The 20,814-nt window shown below is 60.3% G+C and carries 20 protein-coding genes; 12 read left to right on the top strand and 8 right to left on the bottom strand.

Annotation, left to right across the window (positions count from 1 at the left end; genetic code table 11):
- The first annotated feature begins 44 nt into the window (after positions 1–44).
- Positions 45–2,423: a phosphoenolpyruvate synthase gene (gene ppsA, locus ACFWW2_RS24905; RefSeq protein ID WP_393933028.1), complete on the top strand. Its 2,379-nt coding sequence runs from the start codon at positions 45–47 to the stop codon at positions 2,421–2,423.
- Here ppsA and ACFWW2_RS24910 read toward each other — a convergent pair.
- Positions 2,420–3,367: a 1-phosphofructokinase family hexose kinase gene (locus ACFWW2_RS24910; protein WP_393933030.1), complete on the bottom strand. Its 948-nt coding sequence runs from the start codon at positions 3,365–3,367 to the stop codon at positions 2,420–2,422. The genes ppsA and ACFWW2_RS24910 overlap by 4 nt on opposite strands.
- 75 nt (positions 3,368–3,442) lie before the next feature.
- Positions 3,443–3,814 (bottom strand): hypothetical protein, encoded by a 372-nt coding sequence (locus ACFWW2_RS24915; protein WP_393933032.1) that lies wholly within the window; start codon positions 3,812–3,814, stop codon positions 3,443–3,445.
- Positions 3,815–3,955: 141 nt separating this feature from the next.
- On the opposite strand from ACFWW2_RS24915, the gene ACFWW2_RS24920 reads away from it, so the two are divergent.
- From ACFWW2_RS24920 to hypF, 11 genes are read left to right on the top strand one after another with little or no spacing between them, the layout of a single operon-like run.
- Positions 3,956–5,794, top strand: coding sequence for an NAD(P)H-dependent oxidoreductase subunit E (locus ACFWW2_RS24920; protein ID WP_393933034.1), 1,839 nt, complete (start codon positions 3,956–3,958; stop codon positions 5,792–5,794).
- Positions 5,791–6,504 carry a 2Fe-2S iron-sulfur cluster-binding protein gene (locus tag ACFWW2_RS24925; protein ID WP_393933036.1) on the top strand — a complete coding sequence of 238 codons (714 nt, stop codon included), beginning with the start codon at positions 5,791–5,793 and terminating at the stop codon, positions 6,502–6,504. Before ACFWW2_RS24920 ends, ACFWW2_RS24925 begins: the two co-directional genes overlap by 4 nt.
- Complete coding sequence (locus ACFWW2_RS24930) at positions 6,497–7,066, top strand: NADP oxidoreductase (RefSeq protein ID WP_393933038.1); 570 nt, start codon at positions 6,497–6,499, stop codon at positions 7,064–7,066. Before ACFWW2_RS24925 ends, ACFWW2_RS24930 begins: the two co-directional genes overlap by 8 nt.
- Before the next feature lie 11 nt (positions 7,067–7,077).
- A complete protein-coding gene (locus tag ACFWW2_RS24935) occupies positions 7,078–8,520 on the top strand; it encodes a Ni/Fe hydrogenase subunit alpha (RefSeq protein WP_393933040.1) in 1,443 nt (480 codons plus the stop codon).
- Positions 8,517–8,966: a hydrogenase maturation protease gene (locus ACFWW2_RS24940; RefSeq protein WP_393933042.1), complete on the top strand. Its 450-nt coding sequence runs from the start codon at positions 8,517–8,519 to the stop codon at positions 8,964–8,966. The genes ACFWW2_RS24935 and ACFWW2_RS24940 overlap by 4 nt, the downstream gene beginning before the upstream one ends.
- Positions 8,959–9,300: a hydrogenase maturation nickel metallochaperone HypA gene (gene hypA, locus ACFWW2_RS24945; RefSeq protein ID WP_393933044.1), complete on the top strand. Its 342-nt coding sequence runs from the start codon at positions 8,959–8,961 to the stop codon at positions 9,298–9,300. The genes ACFWW2_RS24940 and hypA overlap by 8 nt, the downstream gene beginning before the upstream one ends.
- Entirely contained in the window at positions 9,300–10,037 is a 738-nt protein-coding gene (gene hypB, locus ACFWW2_RS24950; RefSeq protein ID WP_393933046.1) for a hydrogenase nickel incorporation protein HypB, read from the top strand. Before hypA ends, hypB begins: the two co-directional genes overlap by 1 nt.
- Complete coding sequence (locus tag ACFWW2_RS24955; protein ID WP_393933048.1) at positions 10,037–10,288, top strand: HypC/HybG/HupF family hydrogenase formation chaperone; 252 nt, start codon at positions 10,037–10,039, stop codon at positions 10,286–10,288. Before hypB ends, ACFWW2_RS24955 begins: the two co-directional genes overlap by 1 nt.
- A complete protein-coding gene (gene hypD / locus ACFWW2_RS24960) occupies positions 10,288–11,424 on the top strand; it encodes a hydrogenase formation protein HypD (protein ID WP_393933050.1) in 1,137 nt (378 codons plus the stop codon). The genes ACFWW2_RS24955 and hypD overlap by 1 nt, the downstream gene beginning before the upstream one ends.
- A complete protein-coding gene (gene hypE / locus ACFWW2_RS24965; RefSeq protein WP_393933052.1) occupies positions 11,421–12,431 on the top strand; it encodes a hydrogenase expression/formation protein HypE in 1,011 nt (336 codons plus the stop codon). Before hypD ends, hypE begins: the two co-directional genes overlap by 4 nt.
- A 5-nt stretch (positions 12,432–12,436) precedes the next feature.
- Positions 12,437–14,722 (top strand): carbamoyltransferase HypF, encoded by a 2,286-nt coding sequence (gene hypF, locus ACFWW2_RS24970; RefSeq protein ID WP_393933160.1) that lies wholly within the window; start codon positions 12,437–12,439, stop codon positions 14,720–14,722.
- A gap of 1 nt (position 14,723) precedes the next feature.
- Here the strand turns inward: hypF and mnhG are convergent, their stop codons facing one another.
- From mnhG to ACFWW2_RS25000, 6 genes are read right to left on the bottom strand one after another with little or no spacing between them, the layout of a single operon-like run.
- Positions 14,724–15,104: a monovalent cation/H(+) antiporter subunit G gene (mnhG, locus tag ACFWW2_RS24975; RefSeq protein ID WP_393933054.1), complete on the bottom strand. Its 381-nt coding sequence runs from the start codon at positions 15,102–15,104 to the stop codon at positions 14,724–14,726.
- Complete coding sequence (locus ACFWW2_RS24980) at positions 15,101–15,388, bottom strand: K+/H+ antiporter subunit F (RefSeq protein WP_393933056.1); 288 nt, start codon at positions 15,386–15,388, stop codon at positions 15,101–15,103. The genes mnhG and ACFWW2_RS24980 overlap by 4 nt, the downstream gene beginning before the upstream one ends.
- Entirely contained in the window at positions 15,385–15,885 is a 501-nt protein-coding gene (locus ACFWW2_RS24985) for a Na+/H+ antiporter subunit E (RefSeq protein ID WP_393933058.1), read from the bottom strand. Before ACFWW2_RS24985 ends, ACFWW2_RS24980 begins: the two co-directional genes overlap by 4 nt.
- Before the next feature lies 1 nt (position 15,886).
- Positions 15,887–17,428 (bottom strand): monovalent cation/H+ antiporter subunit D, encoded by a 1,542-nt coding sequence (locus tag ACFWW2_RS24990; protein WP_393933060.1) that lies wholly within the window; start codon positions 17,426–17,428, stop codon positions 15,887–15,889.
- The gene (locus ACFWW2_RS24995; RefSeq protein WP_393933062.1) at positions 17,425–17,775 is read right to left on the bottom strand and encodes a Na+/H+ antiporter subunit C; all 351 of its coding nucleotides are present in this window, start codon (positions 17,773–17,775) and stop codon (positions 17,425–17,427) included. Before ACFWW2_RS24995 ends, ACFWW2_RS24990 begins: the two co-directional genes overlap by 4 nt.
- 1 nt (position 17,776) lies before the next feature.
- The gene (locus ACFWW2_RS25000; protein ID WP_393933064.1) at positions 17,777–20,629 is read right to left on the bottom strand and encodes a monovalent cation/H+ antiporter subunit A; all 2,853 of its coding nucleotides are present in this window, start codon (positions 20,627–20,629) and stop codon (positions 17,777–17,779) included.
- Between the last annotated feature and the right edge of the window lie 185 nt (positions 20,630–20,814).

Raw genomic sequence — 20,814 nt, forward strand, 5'->3', positions numbered from 1 at the left:
AAATGCCGCAGGCTGTCGGAGATATCCCAGAAAAGGACGACACCATGGCCTCATCCACACCTCTCGTTTTGAATTTCACCGAAGTACGGCGCGGCGATGTCGAAACCGTTGGCGGCAAGAACGCGTCGCTGGGCGAGATGATCAGTGAATTGGGCGAGAAGGGTATCCTTGTCCCGCCCGGATTTGCCACGACGGCGGATGCGTTTCGCGCCTATCTGACGGCGAATGATCTGGATGCCAGGATTGCGGTGGCGCTGGAGGCATTGGCGAGTGGCAAGAAGACGTTGCACCAGACCGGGGTGGCGGTGCGTGAGCTGATCCTGAGCGGTGATTTTCCGGAAGATACGGCGGCTGCGATTTCAGAGCATTACAGGGCATTGTGTGATCTGGCGGGCGAGCGGGACGTGCCGGTGGCTGTTCGGTCCAGTGCCACGGCGGAGGATCTGCCCGATGCCAGCTTTGCCGGTCAGCAGGAGACGTTTCTGAACGTGATTGGTGAGGCTGCGCTGATGGAGGCGTGCCGAAAATGCTATGCCTCGCTGTTCACGGACCGCGCGATTTCCTATCGCCAGATGCAGGGGTTTTCCCATAGTCAGGTGGCCCTGTCGGTGGGGGTGCAACAGATGGTGCGCGCCGATACGGGCGGGTCGGGTGTGATGTTTTCGATTGATACGGAGTCGGGGTTTCCCGATGCGGTCCTGATCAATGCCGCCTGGGGGCTGGGCGAGAATGTGGTGCAGGGCGCGGTTGATCCTGATGAGTACGAGGTGTTCAAGCCGTTTCTGGAGAATGAGGCCCTGACCCCCATCCTCGAGAAACGGCTGGGGGCGAAAGAGATCAAGATGATCCATGATCGCGATGGGACCCCGCGCAATGTGCCGACCTCCAAGGCGGAGCGGGCGCGGTTTGTGCTAAGCGATGCGGAGATCCTGACGCTGGCCCGGCAGGCCAAGATCATCGAGGCCCATTATGGCCAGCCGATGGATATGGAATGGGCGCGGGATGGCAAGACCGGCACGCTATATATCGTGCAGGCGCGGCCTGAGACGGTGCAGTCGCGCGCCGATGTGGGGTCGTTGAAATCCTATGCGGTTGAGGATCCGGGTGAGGTCATCCTGACAGGTCTGAGCGTGGGGAGTGCCGCTGTTGCCGGGCGGGTCTGTCTGATCGAGAAGGCGACGGATATTGACCGGTTTGTTGATGGATCGGTTCTGGTGACGTCGATCACGGACCCGGATTGGGTGCCGATCATGAAGCGCGCTGCGGCGATTGTGACGGACCATGGCGGGCGCACGTCGCACGCGGCGATTGTCAGCCGTGAATTGGGCTTGCCGGCGATCGTGGGCTGCGGGAACGCGACCCATGTTCTGCATGACGGGCAGGATGTGACCGTGTCCTGTGCGGGTGGCGAGGATGGCGTGGTGACCGAGGGGATTTCGAAGATCAAGGTGGTGGAGGAGTCGCTGGATCGGTTGCCGGATGTGAAGACGAAGGTGATGCTGAACCTCGCCAATCCCACCGCCGCGCTGCGTTGGTGGCGGTTGCCGGTGGATGGTGTGGGGCTGGCCCGGATGGAATTTGTGGTCAATTCCGCCGTGCAGGTGCATCCCATGGCGCTGGCGCATTTTGAGCAGGTGACGGACGGGGCGGCGCGCGAGGCGATTGAGGTCCTGACCACAGGTTATGACACCAAGTCAGAATATTTTGTGGATCAGTTGTCGCGTGGATTGTCGCGGATCGCGGCGTTTTGCTATCCCAAGCCGGTCATCGTGCGGATGAGCGATTTCAAGACCAACGAATACGCCGAACTGCTGGGCGGCCGTGATTTTGAACCCCATGAAGAAAACCCGATGATCGGGTTCCGGGGCGCGTCGCGCTATTATTCGCCGCGCTATCGCGATGGATTTGCGCTGGAATGTCAGGCGATTGCGCGACTGCGCAACCAGATGGGCTTTGACAATGTGATCATGATGATCCCGTTTTGCCGGACCCCGGAAGAGGCCGATCAGGTACTTGCGGTGATGGCTGAAAACGGGCTAGAGCGCGGCAAAGACGGGCTGCAGGTTTATGTGATGTGCGAGATTCCGGCGAATGTTGTTCGGGCCGCCGAATTTGCCGAGCGCTTTGACGGGTTTTCCATCGGGTCGAATGATCTGACCCAGTTGACACTGGGCATTGACCGCGATTCCGACGAATTGGCGGGGTTGTTCCGCGAAGATGATCCGTCGGTTTTGTGGATGATCGAGAATGTCATCGAGGCCGCGCACAAGGCCGGATCGAAGGTGGGTTTCTGTGGTCAGGCGCCCAGCAATGATCCGACCTATGCCAAGCGGCTGGTCGGGTTCGGGATCGACAGTATCTCGGTCACGCCGGACAGTTTTGTCAGCGTGTTGCGCAATGTGGCTGCCGCCGAAACCAGCTAGACATCGGTCACAGTGCAAAGCGGCAGCAACGCGGTGACGCTTTGCAGGTCGCAAAGTGCGGTACCTTCGGTGCCGACTGTTGCGCTGGCGGCGGCGACGCCCCATTGCAGCGCCTGATCAAGCGGTTCGTCACGGGCCAGCGCCAGTGTCATGGCCCCGACAAAGGCATCGCCTGCCCCGATGGCGCTGCGCACCGGCACATGGGCCGCCTTGCAAAACAGCCGTTGGTTAGCTGACACGAGCATGGACCCTTCGGCGCCGCGGCCGCTGATCACGATCTCGGCCACGCCGCGTGCGATCAGCCCCGCGGCGAATGAAATCGTGTCGGCCACGGTGATCAGGGGGTGCCCTGCGGCTTCGTTCGCTTCCTTCTGATCGACGCGCAGCAGGTGGACCGGCTGTGTCGGTGCCGCGATCAGTTGGGCCAGACCCGGACCTGCAGTGTCGATGATCAGTTTGCTGCCGATTGGCGTCAGGGACGCGATGACCTGTTGCAGGAAATCTGGCGGTAGACCTGGCGCCACGCTGCCGCTGATGACGGTCAGCCCGTCGGGCGGGGCCGCTGCGTGGATCATGCTGAGCAGGTGTGTGGCATCGGTGCTGGTCAGTTCCTCCCCCGGCAGTCCGAACCGATATTGCGCGCCGCTGGTTTCGTCGGTGACCGCGAAGCTTTGCCGTGTTTCGCCACTGACCGGGACCGGGATGAAGGGGATGTTTTCAGCGGACAGAAGATTGCATAATTGCGCGCCTGTCGCCCCACCGATGGCGACCAGTGCGGTGACATGGCCGCCAAGTTTGCCGATTGTGCGCGCTACGTTGACCCCGCCGCCGCCCGGATCGATGCGGGGTGAATTGCATCGCAGTTTTGGTCCTGCGATGACCTGATCGACAGATGTTGCCAGATCAAGGGCGGGGTTGAGCGTGATTGTCAGGATGTCGCGCATGGGCTGGCCTTTTTATTGACCGGTCCAGCATATACCCTTTCCGCGCGGCGCGCGTTTGATGTCAATCAAGATGCATCAATCCTTTTTCCGGACCATGGCCAGCCGCATCACCGCTGCCAGAACCGCTTGCCCCAGGATCGGTGACCGCCCTGTTCCGATGAATGCATCGCTGTCGCGGCTGTCGTTTTCGCGCAATGTGCAGCGCCAGTGTCCGTCCTTGTCATTGGCCCGGCCCCGGATATGGACCGCCCAATTGGGAAAGGCATCATCGGCAATATGCATGGCGGCGTCTGTGGTGTTCAGCCGGTCCGCCGGTATCTTGGCCGGGTCGACCGTATCGGGCAGCAGGAATGCCAGCGCATGGATGATCCCGTCGAAATCGGCGACGGTCAGGTCGGTTTGCCGTTCGAGTTCGGCGATCAGGATGTCGATCTCTGGGTCTTTCATGCGATGTCCCGCCTTTTGCGTTGTTTCGGAATGTCGTGCCGATGATGCCCAAGTGCGCGGCAAATGTATTGACCTGCATCAATGTCGGGTTGCCGCCGTTTGGGTAGGTATCATGCAACAACGCAGGGATGCGATAACGATATGGCACAGGGAAAAACGGCGGATCAGGATCAGGTTGCCCTGATATGTGAGCGCTATCAGAACGATCCGCACCGGATGCTGGATATCCTGCGTGATGTGCAGGACCGGTTCCGTTGGATTTCGCGCGAGACGATGGCGACCGTGGCCGCCAAGACCGGGCTGACGCAGGTTGCCGTCGAAGGCGTTGCCAGTTTTTATGCGTTTTTGTCGCTGACGCCGAGGGGGCGTGTCACGATCCGTTTGTGTGATGATATCGTTGATCGCTTTGCAGGTTTGCCTGCAGTTGTTGAGGCGTTTGAAAGGGAGTTGGGTATCGTCGTTGGCCAGACATCGGCCGATGGTGCGTTTTCGCTGGAATATACCCCCTGCATCGGCCTTTGTGATCAGGCCCCGGCGGCGATGATCAATGATGTGGTTGTGACCGGTCTGACACCGGAGAAGGTGCGTGAGATGGTGGCTGCCTTGAAAGGCGGCAAGCGGCCGGAGGACCTGATTTCGCATCGGTTTGATGCATTGTCACCGTATGAGCGCGCGAAGCGGATGGTGAAGAATAACGTCAGACATGCGGGGGCGGTGCTGCTGGGGCCGGTGCCGGCGGATGCCGGGCTGATGAAGGCGCTGGCGCAGACGCCTGCCGGGATCATTGATCAGATCGCGGCGAGCGGGTTGCGGGGGTGCGGCGGTGCCGGTTTCACGACGGGTATGAAATGGCGGTTTGCGGCGCAGGCCGACGCTGACCGCAAGTTCATCATTTGTAACGCTGATGAGGGTGAGCCGGGGACGTTCAAGGACCGTGTGCTGCTGACCGAGCGCCCGCATCTGCTGATCGAAGGGATGACGATTGCAGCGCGGGCGGTTGGGGCGCGTGAAGGTATTCTGTATCTGCGTGGCGAGTATGTGTATTTGCGCCCGCTGATCGAGGAGGTTCTGGCGGAACGGCGTGCGAGAGGTCTTTTGGGTAAAGCCATTGTGGGGGTTGAGGGGTTTGATTTTGATATCCGCCTGCAGATGGGCGCGGGCGCTTATATCTGTGGCGAAGAAGGTGCGCTGATCAGCTCCTGCGAGGGGTTGCCGGGTGAGCCGAAGACGCGGCCGCCTTTTCCTGTGACCTGCGGATATCTGGGGTTTCCGACCGTCGTGAACAATGTTGAGACCTTTTGCCATGCGGCGCGCATTTTGGATTGCGGTGCGCAGTGGTTTTTCGACATGGGGACGGAGGGCAGCCACGGCACCAAGCTGTTCAGTGTCTCCGGCGACTGCATCAATCCCGGCATCTACGAACTGCCCTATGGCCTGTCGGTGCGCGCGCTGCTGGAGATGGCGGGGGGTGAGGATGCTGCCGCCGTGCTGGTTGGTGGCCCGAGCGGGACGATGATTGCCCGTGATACGTTTGATCGAAGGCTGACCTTTGACGATCTGGCGACCGGCGGGGCCATTGTTGTTTTCTCTGCCGAGCGGAACATTCTGGAGATCGTCGAATATTACATGTCGTTCTTCGTGCATGAAAGCTGCGGCTATTGCACGCCGTGCCGGGTGGGCAATGTGTTTCTGCAAAAGGCGGTGGCGAAGTTTCGTCAGGGCCTCGCCAACCCTGCCGACATTGCTTACCTTAAGGACCTGTCCGCGACGATTATCGAGACCAGCCGCTGTGGGCTGGGCATGACATCGCCCAATCCGATCCTGTCGACCCTGGAAAACTTTCCGCTGGTTTATTCGGCGATGGTCAAGCCGCCCAAGGATCGTATCCGCGCGACCTTTGACATTCAGTCCGCCATCAGCGACGCGCGTGTTCTCGCGAAACGCCGCTCTTCGATCTATGACAAGGATTTCACCAAATGAGCGGGTTCAGCTTTCAGATTGATGGTGTTGAGGTGACCGCCAAGCCCGGCCAGACGATCATGGAGGCGGCGGATGAGGCGGGTATCTATATCCCGCGTCTCTGCGATCATGAAGGCTTGCGCCATCAGGGCGGTTGCCGGGTCTGCACGGTCAAGGCGGGCGGGCGCAGTGTGGCGGCCTGTACCCAGCCAGCCGCGCCTGATCTGGTGGTCGAGAACGAGACGCCGCATATCAACAAGCTACGCCGCGATCTCGTGGGTATGCTGTTCAACGAGGGCAACCATCTGTGCCCGATATGCGAGGCCAGCGGGAATTGTGAGTTGCAGGCGATGGCGTACCGGCTGGGGATGACGGAGCCGACCAAGTTTCCCTATCTGGAACCCTGCCGCCCGGTTGATGCCAGCCACCCTGATATCGCGCTGGATAACAACCGCTGCATTTCCTGCGGGCGTTGTGTGCGGGCGTCGCAGGATGTCGATGGCAAAGGCATCTTTGGCTATGTCGGTCGTGGTATTCACCGCCATATCGCAGCAAATGGCCCGGATTTGCGGCATACGGATGCCGAGGTGACGGACTTTGCCATATCGGCCGAGGTGTGCCCGGTGGGTTGCATCATTCGCAAGCGCGAGGGCTTTGCCCGGCCCATAGGTGAGCGGGATTATGACGACCACCTGATCGGCTATGACATCGAGAAGAAGCGCGATGAGTGACCTGCCCAAAGCCCGTATTGCCACCGCATCGCTTGCGGGCTGTTTCGGCTGCCATATGGCGCTGCTGGACATTGATGAGCGGCTGATAGAGCTGATGAAGCTGGTGGAGTTTGATCGTTCGCCGCTGACGGATATCAAACGGTTCACTTGCCGCTGCGATATCGGAATTATCGAGGGTGGCTGCTGCAACGAGGAAAACGTGCATGTACTGCAGGATTTCCGGCGCAATTGTGATATCCTTGTCGGCATCGGGCAATGTGCGATCATGGGCGGGCTGCCAGCGATGCGTAATGCGATCATGCATTCGGACGAACCCCTGCGCGAATGTCTGGAAGAGGCGTATATCAGGGGTCCGTTCACGCAGAACAAGACCCAGATCATTCCGAATGATCCGGCCCTGCCGCTGTTGCTGGACAAGGTTTACCCGTGTTCCGAAGTGGTCGAGATTGACTACCAGATCCCCGGCTGCGCGCCGACGGGTGACGTGATTTACGAGGCGTTGGCCGGATTGCTGAGTGGCCGGTTTCAGGGGTTCGAACGCGCACATATCCGCTTTGACTAGGGGGCCGATGGATGGCTGAACCACGACTGATCGAAATCTCTCCTGTTACCCGGGTCGAAGGGCATGGCAAGGTGACGATCCACCTCGATAAGGATGGCATGGTCGATGAAGCCCGGTTGCACATCGTGGAGTTTCGCGGATTTGAGCGTTTCATTCATGGTCGTTTGCTGTGGGAGGTGCCGGTGATCGTGCAGCGACTGTGTGGCATCTGCCCGGTCAGTCACCATCTGGCCGCCGCCAAGGCGATGGATGTGATTTGCGGGGTCGATGAGTTGCCGCCCACGGCCGAAAAGATGCGCCGCCTGATGCACTACGGGCAGGTGATGCAAAGCCACGTACTTCATTTCTTTCATCTGGCCGCCCCCGATCTGCTGTTCGGCTTTGATGCCCCGGCTGACCGGCGCAATATCTTTGAGGTGTTGCGCGAAAAGCCGGAGCTGGGCCGCCGCGCGATCATGATGCGCAAGTTCGGGCAGGACATTATCGAGGCGACGGCGGGCAAGAAGATCCACGGCACTGCCGCGATCCCTGGCGGGATCAATCGCAACCTGCCGATTGAGACGCGCGATGGATTTCTGAAAACCGTGGCAGAGATGCAGGACTGGGCGATGGATGCCCTGGCGCTTGCGCGGGATTATACGCTGGACCATGCCGAAATGGTGGGTGGCTTTGCCGCGTTCCCGTCGAAATACATGTCGCTGGTCCGCGAAGGTGATGGTGCGCTGGACCTATACCACGGCAATCTGCGGATGATTGATGCCGAGGGCGGCACGATTTTTGATCAGTTGCCCTATGACAGGTATCATGAGGTGCTGGTCGAGGATGTGCGGTCATGGTCCTACATGAAATTCCCGTTCATCAAGGAGATCGGGCCGGACACGGGTTGGTATCGCGTTGGCCCGCTGGCCCGGATGAATACTGTCAGCCTGATTGATACGCCGCTGGCGAATGCCGCCCGTGAGGAGTTGATGGCGGCGCATGATACGGTGAAGGTTCACGCGGTTCTTGCCAACCACTGGGCACGGATGATCGAGGTGCTGCATTGTGTGGAGAAGATTACCGAACTGCTGCATGACCCGGATCTGCAGGGGACCGACCTGAAGGCGACCGGTGAGAGGCGCGAGGAGGGGATTGGTGTGATCGAGGCGCCGCGCGGTAACCTGATTCACCATTACAAGGTCGATGAGAATGATCAGGTGACCTATTGCAACCTGATCGTGTCGACGACCCATAACAATGAAGGGATGAACCGCGCGGTCAAGGATGTGGCGGTCAAGCATATCTCGGGGCAGCCGGAGATTACCGAGGGGATGCTGAACCATGTTGAGGTGGCGATCCGCGCTTATGATCCGTGCCTGTCCTGCGCCACCCATGCGCTGGGGCAGATGCCGCTGGAGGTGGAGCTGCTGGATGCCGCGGGTCAGACCCTGGACAAACGGGCGCGGGCGACATGATCAGGTTGATCGGATATGGCAACCCGGGGCGGGGGGATGACGGGTTGGGCCCGGCCTTTGCCGCGCGAATGGGCGATGTGCCGGGGGTGGTGGTGTCGACTGATTATCAGCTGACCGTTGATCACGCGCTGTGGATTGCCGAGGCGGAGCAGGTTGTGTTTGTCGATGCGCTGATCCGGTCGGATGCGCCGTTTGAATTCGCGCCGGTTGTGCCGTCTGACAGGCATGATGTGACCAGTCACAGCCTGAGCCCGGCGGCTGTTCTGGCCTTGTCGGGGACTTTGTTCGGGGCCACGCCGGAAGCGTTTGTGCTGGGGATCACGGGGTATGAATTTGGTGAGGTGAAAGAGGGGCTGAGCGCGAGGGCAGAGGAGAACCTGCGTCTGGCGCTGGCGTTTTTTGACGATTGGCTGGTGCGGTCTAACGGGGGATTTGCCCATGCATGAGATGTCCCTGTGCGAGAATATTCGCGATATCATTCAGGCGCAGGCCGCGGAGAGCGGGTTTGTTCGGGTGAACCGTGTCTGGCTGGAGGTGGGGCCGTTGTCCTGTGTTGAACCGGACGCGCTGCGCTTTGGCTTTGATGTCGTCATGCGTGGGTCGGTGGCCGAGGGTGCCGCGCTGGAGATTGCGACGCCGGCGGCGAAGGCGCGGTGTCTGGCTTGCGGACAGGTGGCTGTGGTTGCGCATCGTTATGATCCGTGCCCCGCTTGCGGCGCGGTGGAGATGCAGGTGACCCAGGGCGATGCGTTGAAGATCAGCAAATTGGAGGTCGTGTGATGTGCGGTACATGCGGATGCGGTGAAGGGCAGGTGCAGATTGACGGCAGGCACCACCATGGCGATGCGCGCGAGATCGTGCTGGAACGCGATATCATGGCCAAGAATGACGGTTATGCGGACGTTAATCGCCAGCGGTTTCGTGACGGTGGTATTCTGGCGCTGAACCTGGTTTCCAGCCCGGGGTCTGGCAAGACGTCATTGCTTGTGAAGACGATTGAGATTCTGGGCGATGCGGCCTGTTCCGTGATCGAAGGTGATCAGCAGACATCGCATGATGCCGACCGTATCCGTGCGACAGGCGCGCCTGCGGTGCAGATCAATACCGGCAAGGGCTGTCATCTGGATGCGCATATGGTGGGGCATGCGGTGGATGATCTGGCGCCCCGGTCGGGGTCGATCCTGTTTATTGAGAATGTGGGTAATCTGGTTTGTCCCGCCGGTTTTGATCTGGGCGAGGCGCATAAGGTGGTTGTGCTGTCCGTGACTGAAGGCGAGGATAAGCCGCTGAAATATCCAGATATGTTTGCTGCTGCCGATCTGGCGCTGATCAACAAGGCCGATCTGTTGCCGCATCTGGATGTGGGCATGGACCGGATTGTCGCCAATGCGCGCCGGATCAATCCACAGCTGGGTATTATCCGGATATCTGCGCGGACGGGGGAAGGGATGCAGGAGTGGCTGGACTGGATCCGCGCGGCGCAGGCGGCCATGCGTCCTGCCACGGCGGCGGAATAATGTGCCTCGCAATTCCTGCCCGCGTTTTGAGCATTGAGCCGGATGACATGGCCGTCGTCGCGGTTGAGAACGTGAAGAAGCGCATCTCGACCGCGTTGCTGGATCAGGTGGCAGAGGGCGATTACGTGCTCGTGCATGTGGGCTATGCCCTGCATCTGCTGAGCGAGGAGGAGGCGGCGCATACGCTCGCGTTGATGGCCGAAGCGGGTGTTCTGCAGGAAGAACTGGCGGACATCAGGGGGGACGCCTGATGCGCTATATCAGCGAATTCAGGGATCGGGCGTTGGCGGAAAAGCTGGCAAAGGGCATCGCGCAGGAGGCGGATGCGGCGCGCGATTATCACTTTATGGAGTTTTGCGGTGGTCATACCCATGCGATATTTCGTTATGGGGTGCAGGATTTGATGCCAAAGAATGTGCATTTCGTGCATGGCCCCGGTTGCCCGGTTTGCGTGCTGCCGGTGCGCCGGTTGGATGATGCGGTGGAACTGGCCGAAAAGCATGGCGTGATCCTGTGTACCTATGGCGACATGATGCGCGTGCCCGGCACCGGGCGGCGGTCGCTGATCCGGGCAAAGGCGGATGGGGCTGATATCCGCATGGTCTATTCCACGCTGGATGCCCTGAAGATTGCGCGGGACAATCCGAGCCGACAGGTTGTGTTCTTTGCCATCGGGTTTGAGACGACGACACCGCCGACAGCGGTGGCGATCAAGATGGCAAAGGCGGAGGGGCTGACCAACTTTGCGGTGTTCTGCAACCATGTCCTGACACCGGCGGCGATTGGGCATATCCTCGATTCCCCGGATTTTGCGCCGGGCGGGCCTGCGCGGATCGACGGGTTTCTGGGGCCGTCGCATGTGAGTGCGGTGGTTGGTTCCCGGCCCTATGAAGTGGCGGCGCGGAGATATCGCAAACCGGTTGTCATTGCAGGGTTTGAGCCGCTGGATGTCATGCAATCGGTGCTGATGTTGATCCGTCAGGTTAATGAAGGCCGCGCCGAGGTGGAGAATGAGTATACCCGCGTGGTGACCCGTGATGGTAACCAGAAGGCGCAAGCGTTGGTGGATGATGTGCTGGAGTTGCGCGACAGTTTTGAATGGCGGGGGCTGGGGGCCGTGCCGGACAGCGCGTTACGGATCAGGGACGCCTATGCGGACTTTGATGCCGAAAGACGCTTTGCCGTGTCGGACAAGCAGTCGCGCGAGGTGAAGTCCTGCGAATGCCCGGCCGTCCTGCGGGGTGTGAAGAAACCCACCGATTGCAAGCTTTTCGGTACGGTCTGCACACCGGACAACCCGATGGGGGCGTGCATGGTGTCGTCCGAAGGGGCCTGTGCCGCCTATTGGAGCTATGGCCGCCAGCGCCAACCGGAAACAGCCGCATGATAACCGGTACGGTCGACATGACCCATGGCGGCGGTGGTCGGGCCATGGCCGATGTGATCCGCAATGTCTTTCAGCGGCACCTGACCAATCCGATCCTTGATCGGGGCGATGATGCGGGGCTGGTGAGTGTGCCGGGGCAGCGGCTGGTCATGTCCACCGATGGCCATGTGATTTCGCCCCTGTTCTTTCCCGGCGGCGATATTGGTGCGCTGTCGGTGCATGGCACGATCAATGATCTGGCGATGATGGGGGCGCGGCCGCTGTATCTGACGGCCGGGTTCATTCTGGAGGAAGGGTTTCCGCTGGACGATCTGGATCTCATCGTCCGGTCCATGGCCGGTGCCGCGAACGCCGCAGATGTGCAGGTGATCAGCGGTGACACCAAGGTGGTCGAGCGGGGCAAGGGTGATGGTGTGTTCATCACGACCACCGGGCTTGGCGTTGTGCCTGACGGTCTGGACCTGTCCGCGCGCCATGTCCGGGCCGGTCAGGCGGTGCTGGTGTCAGGGACGATGGGCGATCATGGGGTGGCTGTTTTGTCCAAACGCGAAAATCTGGAGTTTGAGACCGAGATATTGTCGGATTCGGCTGCGCTACATGGGTTGGTTGCGGATATGGTGGCGGCTGTGCCGGGTATTGTCATGCTGCGCGATCCCACGCGCGGCGGGCTGGCTGCGACGCTGAATGAAATTGCGACGACGGCGGGCGTTGGGATGATACTGGATGAGGCGCAGATTCCCGTCGCGCCCGATGTGGCGGCGGCATGTGAATTGCTGGGCCTTGATCCGCTGAATACGGCCAATGAGGGCAAGCTGATCGCGATTTGTCCTGCTGGTGATGCTGAAGCGTTGCTGGCTACGATGCGTGCGCATCCTCTTGGGCGTGATGCGTCGATCATCGGTGAGGTGATTGAGGACTCGGCGCATCTGGTGCAGATGCGGACCGCGTTCGGTGGCACCCGCATTGTCGATTGGCTGGCGGGCGAGCAATTGCCGCGCATCTGTTGACCAAGGTGGGTGTGGTTGGTCGGCAGATCACCGTGCGAGGTCGCGTGCAGGGTGTCGGGTTCCGCCCATTTGTCTGGCGCTTGGCGCATGAGGCGGCTGTGACCGGTCATGTGCTGAATGATGGTGCGGGTGTCCGTATTGAGGTTTGGGGGAAAAGCGCTGATCTGGATCGGCTCCTGCATGAGCTGGAGCGTGATCCGCCCCCGTTGGCGCGGATTGAGGCGGTTGTCTGGACGGTGCTTGAAGGGTTGCCCCCTGACCAGTTTCAGATTGTTCAGAGCGGTGGTGGCGACATCAATACTCAGGTGACGCCGGACGCCGCAACATGCCCCGATTGCCTGAGAGAAATCTGCGATCCGGCTGACAGGCGCTATCGCTATGCCTTTACCAATTGCACCCATTGCGGTCCGCGTCTGTCGATTGTGCAGGGTATTCCGTATGACCGCGCGCGCACGTCTATGCGGACGTTTGACATGTGCGATGACTGCCGCCGGGAGTATGCGGACCCGGCTGACCGCCGGTTTCATGCGCAGCCGAATGCCTGTCCGGTCTGCGGGCCAAGGCTTTGGATCGAGGATGTGCGAGGGGAAGTCGCAGGGGGTGATCCCATTCATGACGCCGTTCGCCGGTTGAGGGAAGGCCAGATCATTGCGGTCAAGGGCATTGGCGGTTTTCATCTGGCCTGCGACGCGACGAATGCGGATGTGGTGGCGGAATTGCGGCGGCGCAAACGCCGGGTCGCCAAACCATTGGCGCTGATGGCCAGGGGTCTGGATCAGATCAGGGGGTTTTGTCATGTGACTGAGCCGGAGGCGGATTTGCTGAGTTCATCCATTGCGCCCATTGTTTTGTTGCGAAACCGGGACCATGCGGGGTTGATCGGCGTTGCGCCGGGGCTAAGTTGTGTGGGCGTCATGCTGCCCCAGTCGCCGCTGCATCATTTGCTGCTGGCAGAATTTGGCGGGCCGCTGGTCATGACATCGGGAAATGCCGCCAATACGCCGCAAGTCACCGATAATGCGCAGGCGCGCACTGACTTGGCGGGCATCGCTGATGCGTGGCTGCTGCATGACCGCGATATCGTGAACAGGTTGGATGACAGCATCATGCGGGTTGATCTGGCGGCCCCTGTTGTCTTGCGACGTGGCCGGGGCATGGCACCTGCGGCGATCCGGCTGCACGAGCGTTTCGCAGAGGCGCCGCCCACACTGGCCATGGGGCCCGAGTTGAAATCGACATTCTGTCTGGTGAAGGGTGGTCAGGCGGTCCCTTCCCAGCATATTGGTGATCTGAAGAACGCGGAAACCTATGCGGATTATCGCGAGAAGGTCACGCTGTTTCGCGACCTTTATCAGTTTGACCCAACGGTGGTCGCTGTTGATCTGCATCCTGATTACCTGTCGACGAAATGGGGTGAGCGGCTGGCAGAGGAAACCGGCGCGACGCTGATCCGGGTACAGCACCACCATGCCCATCTGGTCAGCTGTTTGGCCGAACAGCAGGTTGACCCGGATGACGCCAAGACTGTTGGTGTGATCCTGGATGGTACGGGTCTTGGGACGGATGGAACCATCTGGGGTGGCGAGATTCTGTTGGGTGATTATGCCGGCTTTGAGCGCAAGGCCCATTTTGCGCCTGTCGCCCTGCCAGGTGGTGAACAGGCCGTTTTGGAACCGTGGCGCAATCTTGTCGCGCATCTGGTTGCCGCTTTTGGCATTGATTGGCAGGTCCATCTTGTCGGGACTGGTTTGGCGGGCCCCACGGATGAAAAGCCCGTCGATCTGATTGAACGAATGATCGCCCAGCGCCTGAACGCGCCCCTTGCGTCGTCGGCGGGCCGGTTGTTTGATGCTGTCGCCGCAGCGCTGGGCATTGTGTTTGATCGTCAGCATTATGAAGGACAGGCGGCGATGGAGCTTGAGGCGCTGGTGACCGGTTCAGTGCCAGCAACGGGTTATCCGGTGCGTGTTGCGGATAACGTCCTATCGTGGCGGCCCATGTGGATGGCATTGCTGGATGATCTGCGGTCCGGGGTCGATCACTGTGTGATCGCGGCCCGGTTCCACGGCGGTCTGGTGGCGACGTTGGCTGATGTCGTGATGCGTGTCGCCAGTGAGACGGGGACGGATCGCGTTGTTTTGTCGGGTGGCGTGATGCAGAACCGTTTGCTGGTGGAGGGCTTGTATGCCCGCCTGCGATCAAACGGTTTCAATGTGTTGATCCACCGCCAAGTCCCGGCAAACGACGGTGGCATATCGTTGGGTCAGGCCGCGATTGCGGCACTATCCTGAGTTATTCGGCGGCAACTTCGCGGTCGGCCTCGGGCACGTTGAGCGTTGACCATGTATCGTCACGCGGTGGCGAAGGTGGTGTGTCGCAGGACCGTTTGTGGATGTTCACTTTGGCGATGAAGTTTGCTGAAATCGGCGCGGTCACAAAGAGGAACGCCATGATCAGCAATTCGTGCATCGACCCTTCCGCATAGACATAGGAATGGATCATGGAGGCGAGCAGGAGCGACCCGATGCCGACCGTGCCCACCTTGGTCGGCGCGTGCAGCCGGGTCATGGAGTCATTGAATTTCATCAGGCCAATGGCCCCGACCAGTGCAAAGCCTGCCCCGATCAAAAGGGCCAGACCGACAGCATACATACCGATAATTTGCCAGATCATTCGATGATGTCCCCCCTTAGCACGAACCGCGCATAGGCCACGGTTGAGACAAAGCCGAGCATGGCGATGATCAGCGATGCCTCGAAATAAATGCGTATCCCTTGGGCGATGCCCAAAAGCACGATCAACCCGATCGCGTTGATCACCATCGTGTCCAGCGCCAGTATTCGGTCGCCGGTTGTTGGCCCCATCACCAGCCGGACCATCGACATGACTTGCGCAATTGCCACTGCGCAGAATGCAATGATCAGGGCGATGTTCATGAAATCCTCGGCAAAACTCATGCGAAAATCTCCTTCAGGCGCCGTTCATAGCGGTCCTTGATCTCGTCCCTTACCGCGTCAGGATCATCGGTGTGCAGGACATGCACCAAAAGGCTGTGACCGGCGTCGGACAGGTCCGCCGATACGGTGCCGGGTGTCAAGGTGATCGTCCCTGCGAGCATGGTGATCGCCTCGGGCTGTTTGAGTTCAAGCGGTACGACGATCCATGCGGGTCTGAGTTTTGCATTCGGCACGGTCAGCACGATCCATGCGACCTGCACGTTGGCGACCATGATGTCCCAGATGACGACCACGGCGTAGCGCATCATCTTGGTCAGGTGGAAGCTGCGCGGTGTGTCCGGCCACCAGACTGCCGTGGCCCAGGGGATGAGGATGCCAAGGATGATCCCAAACACGACCATGCCCGCCGAGACGCTGTTTTGCAGCAATGTCCAGACGACTGCCAGCAGCAGGGTGAGGAAGGGGTGCGGCATCAGCCAGCGTAGTGATCTGATCATATCAATACCCTTCCTTTGGTTCGCTGAGCTTGCCCGGTGTGTCCAGCACGGTGCTGATATAGGGTTCCGGCGCAAAGAGCTGGGCGGATGTGGCGGTCATGTAGCTGTAAGCGGGTCCGGCAAAGACCGTGTGCGCCACCAGAAGGGTCAGCAGGCCGCCGACCGCGACGTATGACAGGGTGGCGGGGGCTGGTTGCGGCGGTGTGTCGTCGGACGGCATTATACTGTGCGCCTTCCAGAACACGACGCTGCCTGCCCGGGCAAAGCCGATCACGCTGATCAGGCTGGCCGACAGGATCACCGCCCAGGCCCAGACCGCCAGCGGTGAGTTGAACGTCGCATCGAGGATCAGCAGCTTGCCAAGGAACCCTGACAGTGGCGGCAGACCGGTCATGGCGATGGCGGCCACGAAGAATAGCCCGGCGGTCAGGGCCGCGCCTGCAACCGGAGGGGCCGTTGTCAACGCCAGATTGGCCCGGCCTGTGCGCACCAGATCGGCGATGAGGAATAGCGCCCCGGCGGCTAGCGTGGAATGCACGATGTAGTAAAGGGCCGCCGCGATCCCGTCGGGCGTGAAAAGGGCTGTGGCCGTCATCACCATGCCCATCGACCCGATGACGGAGAAAGCCACGAGCCGGTCGAGTTTCTTGGCGGCGAGGACGCCGACCATGCCGACGGCGAGCGATAGAAGTGCGACAGGTAGCAGCCAGAGCCCGTGCAACCCTGCCGTTGCCTCAAGATCCGGGGGAAAGACGATGGTGTAGACCCGGATGATGGCGTAGGCGCCGACCTTGGTCATGATCGCGAACAGGGCGGCGACGGGGCCTGGTGCCTCTGCATAGCTGGAGGGCAGCCAGAAATGCAGCGGCACGACAGCGGCCTTGATGGCGAAGACCAGCAGCAGCAGGACGGCGGCGATGCGGATGCCGACCGTGGCCTCCGGGTCGATCAGTTGTGCCCGCAGTGCCAGGTCGGCCATGTTGAGTGTGCCGGTTTCAGCATAGATCGACCCCAGCGCGAACAGGAACAGGGTCGAGCCGAGCAGGTTGAACAGCACATATTGCACGCCTGCCCGGAGCCGCACATTGCCGCCGGAATGGATCATCAGGCCGTAGGAGGCGATCAACAGCACCTCGAAGAAGACGAAGAGGTTGAAAAGGTCGCCGGTCAGGAAGGCACCCATGATCCCCATCAGCTGGAACTGGTAGAGCGCGTGGAAATGCCGCCCCCGTTCGTCCCATTTCGATCCGATGGCGTAGAGCAGCACGAAGAGCGCCAGAACCGAAGTCAGCAGGACCATCAGCGTGGACAGTCGGTCGGCGACCAATACGATCCCGAAGGGTGCCGCCCAGTCGCCTAACTGATAAAGCGTGACGGTGCCATCAGAGGCCTGCCAGGCCAGACCGGCGGAGATGCAGACCAGCGCGATCACGCCTGCGACCGACAGGACCCGCTGGATTCCGATGTGATAGCGCGCTGCCAGAACGATGAACGGTGCCACGAAGGCAGGCAGCAATACGGGAAGGATGATCCAGTGGCTCATGCTGCGTCCTCTGGCTTGGTCGTGTCGTCGACCGGGTCGTCAACATGATCGTCGTCGGATCCCAAATAGGCCCCCAGAGCGACCATCACCACAACGGCTGTCATCCCGAAGGAAATCACGATGGCGGTCAGGACCAGCGCCTGCGGCAGTGGATCTGTATAGTTGGTGGCATCCGTCAGGATGGGTGGTGCCCCGACCTTGAGCCTGCCGGAGGCGAAGAGGAACACGTTCACCGCGTAGGTCAGCAGCGATATGCCCATGATCACCGGGAAGGTGCGCAGGCGCATGACCAGATACAGACCCGCAGCCGTCAGAATGCCGATGGCGGAAGCAACGAGGAGTTCCATATTATGCCTCCGCCTTTTCGTCGCGGGATGGGTCGATATCCATCGGGTAATCGCTGTCGGCGACATGGGCGCGCCGCGCCAGTCGCGAGAAGCTTTCCAGTGACAGCATCACCGCGCCGACAACGGCAAGGAACACGCCAAGGTCAAAGGCCGCGGCGGTTGCCAGTTCGAATTCCTGGAACGGCGGGATGCGTACATATTCGAAGTCGGAGGTCAGGAACGGTTTGCTGACGAACCATGACCCGATCCCGGTGAGGCCTGCGACCAGCACGCCCGCCCCGATGATCCCGTGATAGGGATAGCGCAGCCGCGCCGATGCCCAGCTGAACCCGCTGGCCATGTATTGCATCACGACCCCGATCGACACCACAAGCCCGGCGATGAAACCACCGCCCGGTTCGTTATGGCCGCGCAGGAAGATGTAGAAACCGACCATCAGGACAACCGGCATAATCACCCGTGTCAACACAACCATCATCATCGGATGCATATCGCCTGCGCGCGGCTGATCGGGTTTACGGTTCAACAGGCGCGCCCGGACCGGGCCTGACAGCAGCGTTTCGGTCAGGGCATAGATCAGCAGCGCCGCGATCCCCAGCACGATGATTTCGCCGTAGGTGTCAAAGCCCCGGAAATCGACAAGGATCACGTTCACCACATTGGTGCCGCCCCCGCCCTTGTAGGAATTGGCCAGGTGGAAATCGGAGATCGTCGGCGCGACCGTATCCCGCAGCAGATAGTGGTAGGATATTGCCATTGTTGCCAGACCACCCGCCACGGCAACGGTGATATCGCGCATGCGCCGGAAAACAGTGCTTTCCACCGGGGTCTGGTTGGGCAGAAAGTTCAGCGCCAGCAGCAGCAGGATGATTGTTACCACTTCGACCGTGATTTGGGTCATCGCCAGATCCGGTGCGCTGAAGAAGACAAAGCCGATAGATACCATTAGCCCCACAATCCCGATCAGGATCAATGACATCAGGCGGTTACGATGCATGAACACCATGCCGATGGTGGCCGCAGCCAGCATCAACCAGCCGGCGATGGGCACAATGCCGACTGGCTGCATCTCGCGCGTGGCGGGGCCGACCGTGCCAGTGGCCCAGGCGTGATAGCCGACACCGATCACCGTGACCGCAAAGATCGCGGCATACCTGGTAAAGGCCCCGTTGTGCAGAGTGTGGGTGAAGCCACGCGCCAGTGTGACCGCAGCGGCGATGATGGCGTCGAATATGGTTTTCGCCTCGGGCCGTGGGGTTGCGTCCCATGCTTTCAGCAGCGGCTTGAAGATCGCCAATACGATCAGACCGCCCACGACCGCGATGATCGACGTGTAAAGGGCAGGCACCAGACCGTGCCAGATTTTCAGATAGTTCGATGGCACCTCTGCCGTAGTGCCGAGAACGGAGGCGGTCACCAGTTTCACAAATGGCTCTGCGAGGAACGGGGCGGAGCCGATGACGACCACCAGAATGACCAGTAGCGATGGTGGCCCCCACATCCCGAAACCTGGGTCATGCGGTTTGGCCGGGTAGTCATCGCGGACCGGGCCGAGGAAGACATGCCCGATCAGGCGGAAACAATAGGCGGCGGAAAAGAGCGACCCGATGGTGGCCAGAACCGGCACCAGCATGGGCGAGTTGAACAGGACCGTATGGTTCGCCTCTTCCAGCATCATTTCCTTGGACAGGAAGCCGTTGAGGAAGGGGATGCCTGCCATCGAAAGCGCCGCAAGCGTTGCGATGACAAAGGTGATCGGCATCAGGTGCCGCAAACCGCCCAAGCGCCTGATGTCGCGTGTATGCGCCTCGTGATCGATGATCCCGGCGGACATAAAGAGCGCGGCCTTGAACGTGGCGTGGTTGAGGATGTGGAATACCGCTGCCATGGCGCCGAAGGCCGTGCCGGTGCCAAGAAGCATGGTAATCAGCCCCAAATGGCTGACTGTTGAGAAGGCCAGCAGCGCCTTGAGGTCATGTTTGAAGAGCGCGATGACGGCCCCCAGAACCATCGTGATCAGGCCTGCAGTGGTGACGATGACAAACCATTCGGTGGTTCCGGACAGAACCGGCCACATCCGCGCCATCAGGAAAATCCCGGCCTTTACCATGGTGGCGGAGTGCAGATAGGCCGACACGGGTGTTGGTGCTGCCATGGCGTGGGGCAACCAGAAATGGAACGGGAATTGGGCGGATTTGGTGAAACAGCCCAGCAGGATCAGGATCAGCGCAGGCAGGTAAAGCGGCGAAGCCTGAATCAAATCGCGGTTTTCCAGAATGACGGTCAGGTCATAACTGCCCACGATATTGCCAAGGATCAGCATGCCGCCGACCATGGCGAGGCCACCCATACCGGTCACGGCCAGCGCCATCCGCGCGCCTTGCCGCCCTTCGGGCAGGTGTTTCCAGTAGCCGATCAGCAGGAAGGACGACAGCGATGTCAGTTCCCAGAAGATCAGCAAAAGCAGGATGTTGTTGCTGAGAACGATCCCCACCATCGCGCCCTGGAAGAGCAGCAGGTAGGTGAAAAACTCGCCCATATTGTCGTCGCGCGACAGGTAGTAGCGGGCATATGTGATGATCAGAAGGCCGATGCCAAGGATCAGTGACGCAAAGAAGAACCCCAGCCCGTCCAGCATGAAGGTCACATTCAGGCCCAGTGACGGCAGCCAATCGACCCCGACGGTCACAACCTCGCCCGCGATAATGGCTGGCAGATTGGTCAGAAGCCCCACAAAAGCGGCCAGCGTGACGGTAAAGGTCACACCCGCGCAGGCGGCACGGCCTGCTGAATACATCAAACCGGGAAGAAGCGCCCCGAGAAAAGGTACAGCGACGACAAGAAAGAGAGACACGCGCACTCCATATCTAAGGGTCTTCGACCTTGACCTGTTTGTGCTAAATCGGCGCTATCCTCAAGGGGACGCGACGTAATTTGTTTCCAAATGGTCAAAGATGTTTGATGTTAAATTAGGTGTTACGGCCAAATTTCAACTGCAAATCGACAGGTATGGTGCGCTTTTGTATGCGGAAAATCCAG

The organism is Yoonia sp. R2-816 (genome assembly GCF_046762905.1).
Lineage (GTDB): Bacteria > Pseudomonadota > Alphaproteobacteria > Rhodobacterales > Rhodobacteraceae > Yoonia.

What these genes read in the sequence shown, in the direction of transcription:
- ppsA (WP_393933028.1), top strand. Translation starts at nt 45, where the DNA reads ATGGCCTCATCCACACCTCTCGTTTTGAATTTCACCGAAGTACGGCGC.
- ACFWW2_RS24910 (WP_393933030.1), bottom strand. Translation starts at nt 3,367, where the DNA reads ATGCGCGACATCCTGACAATCACGCTCAACCCCGCCCTTGATCTGGCA.
- ACFWW2_RS24915 (WP_393933032.1), bottom strand. Translation starts at nt 3,814, where the DNA reads ATGAAAGACCCAGAGATCGACATCCTGATCGCCGAACTCGAACGGCAA.
- ACFWW2_RS24920 (WP_393933034.1), top strand. Translation starts at nt 3,956, where the DNA reads ATGGCACAGGGAAAAACGGCGGATCAGGATCAGGTTGCCCTGATATGT.
- ACFWW2_RS24925 (WP_393933036.1), top strand. Translation starts at nt 5,791, where the DNA reads ATGAGCGGGTTCAGCTTTCAGATTGATGGTGTTGAGGTGACCGCCAAG.
- ACFWW2_RS24930 (WP_393933038.1), top strand. Translation starts at nt 6,497, where the DNA reads ATGAGTGACCTGCCCAAAGCCCGTATTGCCACCGCATCGCTTGCGGGC.
- ACFWW2_RS24935 (WP_393933040.1), top strand. Translation starts at nt 7,078, where the DNA reads ATGGCTGAACCACGACTGATCGAAATCTCTCCTGTTACCCGGGTCGAA.
- ACFWW2_RS24940 (WP_393933042.1), top strand. Translation starts at nt 8,517, where the DNA reads ATGATCAGGTTGATCGGATATGGCAACCCGGGGCGGGGGGATGACGGG.
- hypA (WP_393933044.1), top strand. Translation starts at nt 8,959, where the DNA reads ATGCATGAGATGTCCCTGTGCGAGAATATTCGCGATATCATTCAGGCG.
- hypB (WP_393933046.1), top strand. Translation starts at nt 9,300, where the DNA reads ATGTGCGGTACATGCGGATGCGGTGAAGGGCAGGTGCAGATTGACGGC.
- ACFWW2_RS24955 (WP_393933048.1), top strand. Translation starts at nt 10,037, where the DNA reads ATGTGCCTCGCAATTCCTGCCCGCGTTTTGAGCATTGAGCCGGATGAC.
- hypD (WP_393933050.1), top strand. Translation starts at nt 10,288, where the DNA reads ATGCGCTATATCAGCGAATTCAGGGATCGGGCGTTGGCGGAAAAGCTG.
- hypE (WP_393933052.1), top strand. Translation starts at nt 11,421, where the DNA reads ATGATAACCGGTACGGTCGACATGACCCATGGCGGCGGTGGTCGGGCC.
- mnhG (WP_393933054.1), bottom strand. Translation starts at nt 15,104, where the DNA reads ATGATCTGGCAAATTATCGGTATGTATGCTGTCGGTCTGGCCCTTTTG.
- ACFWW2_RS24980 (WP_393933056.1), bottom strand. Translation starts at nt 15,388, where the DNA reads ATGAGTTTTGCCGAGGATTTCATGAACATCGCCCTGATCATTGCATTC.
- ACFWW2_RS24985 (WP_393933058.1), bottom strand. Translation starts at nt 15,885, where the DNA reads ATGATCAGATCACTACGCTGGCTGATGCCGCACCCCTTCCTCACCCTG.
- ACFWW2_RS24990 (WP_393933060.1), bottom strand. Translation starts at nt 17,428, where the DNA reads ATGAGCCACTGGATCATCCTTCCCGTATTGCTGCCTGCCTTCGTGGCA.
- ACFWW2_RS24995 (WP_393933062.1), bottom strand. Translation starts at nt 17,775, where the DNA reads ATGGAACTCCTCGTTGCTTCCGCCATCGGCATTCTGACGGCTGCGGGT.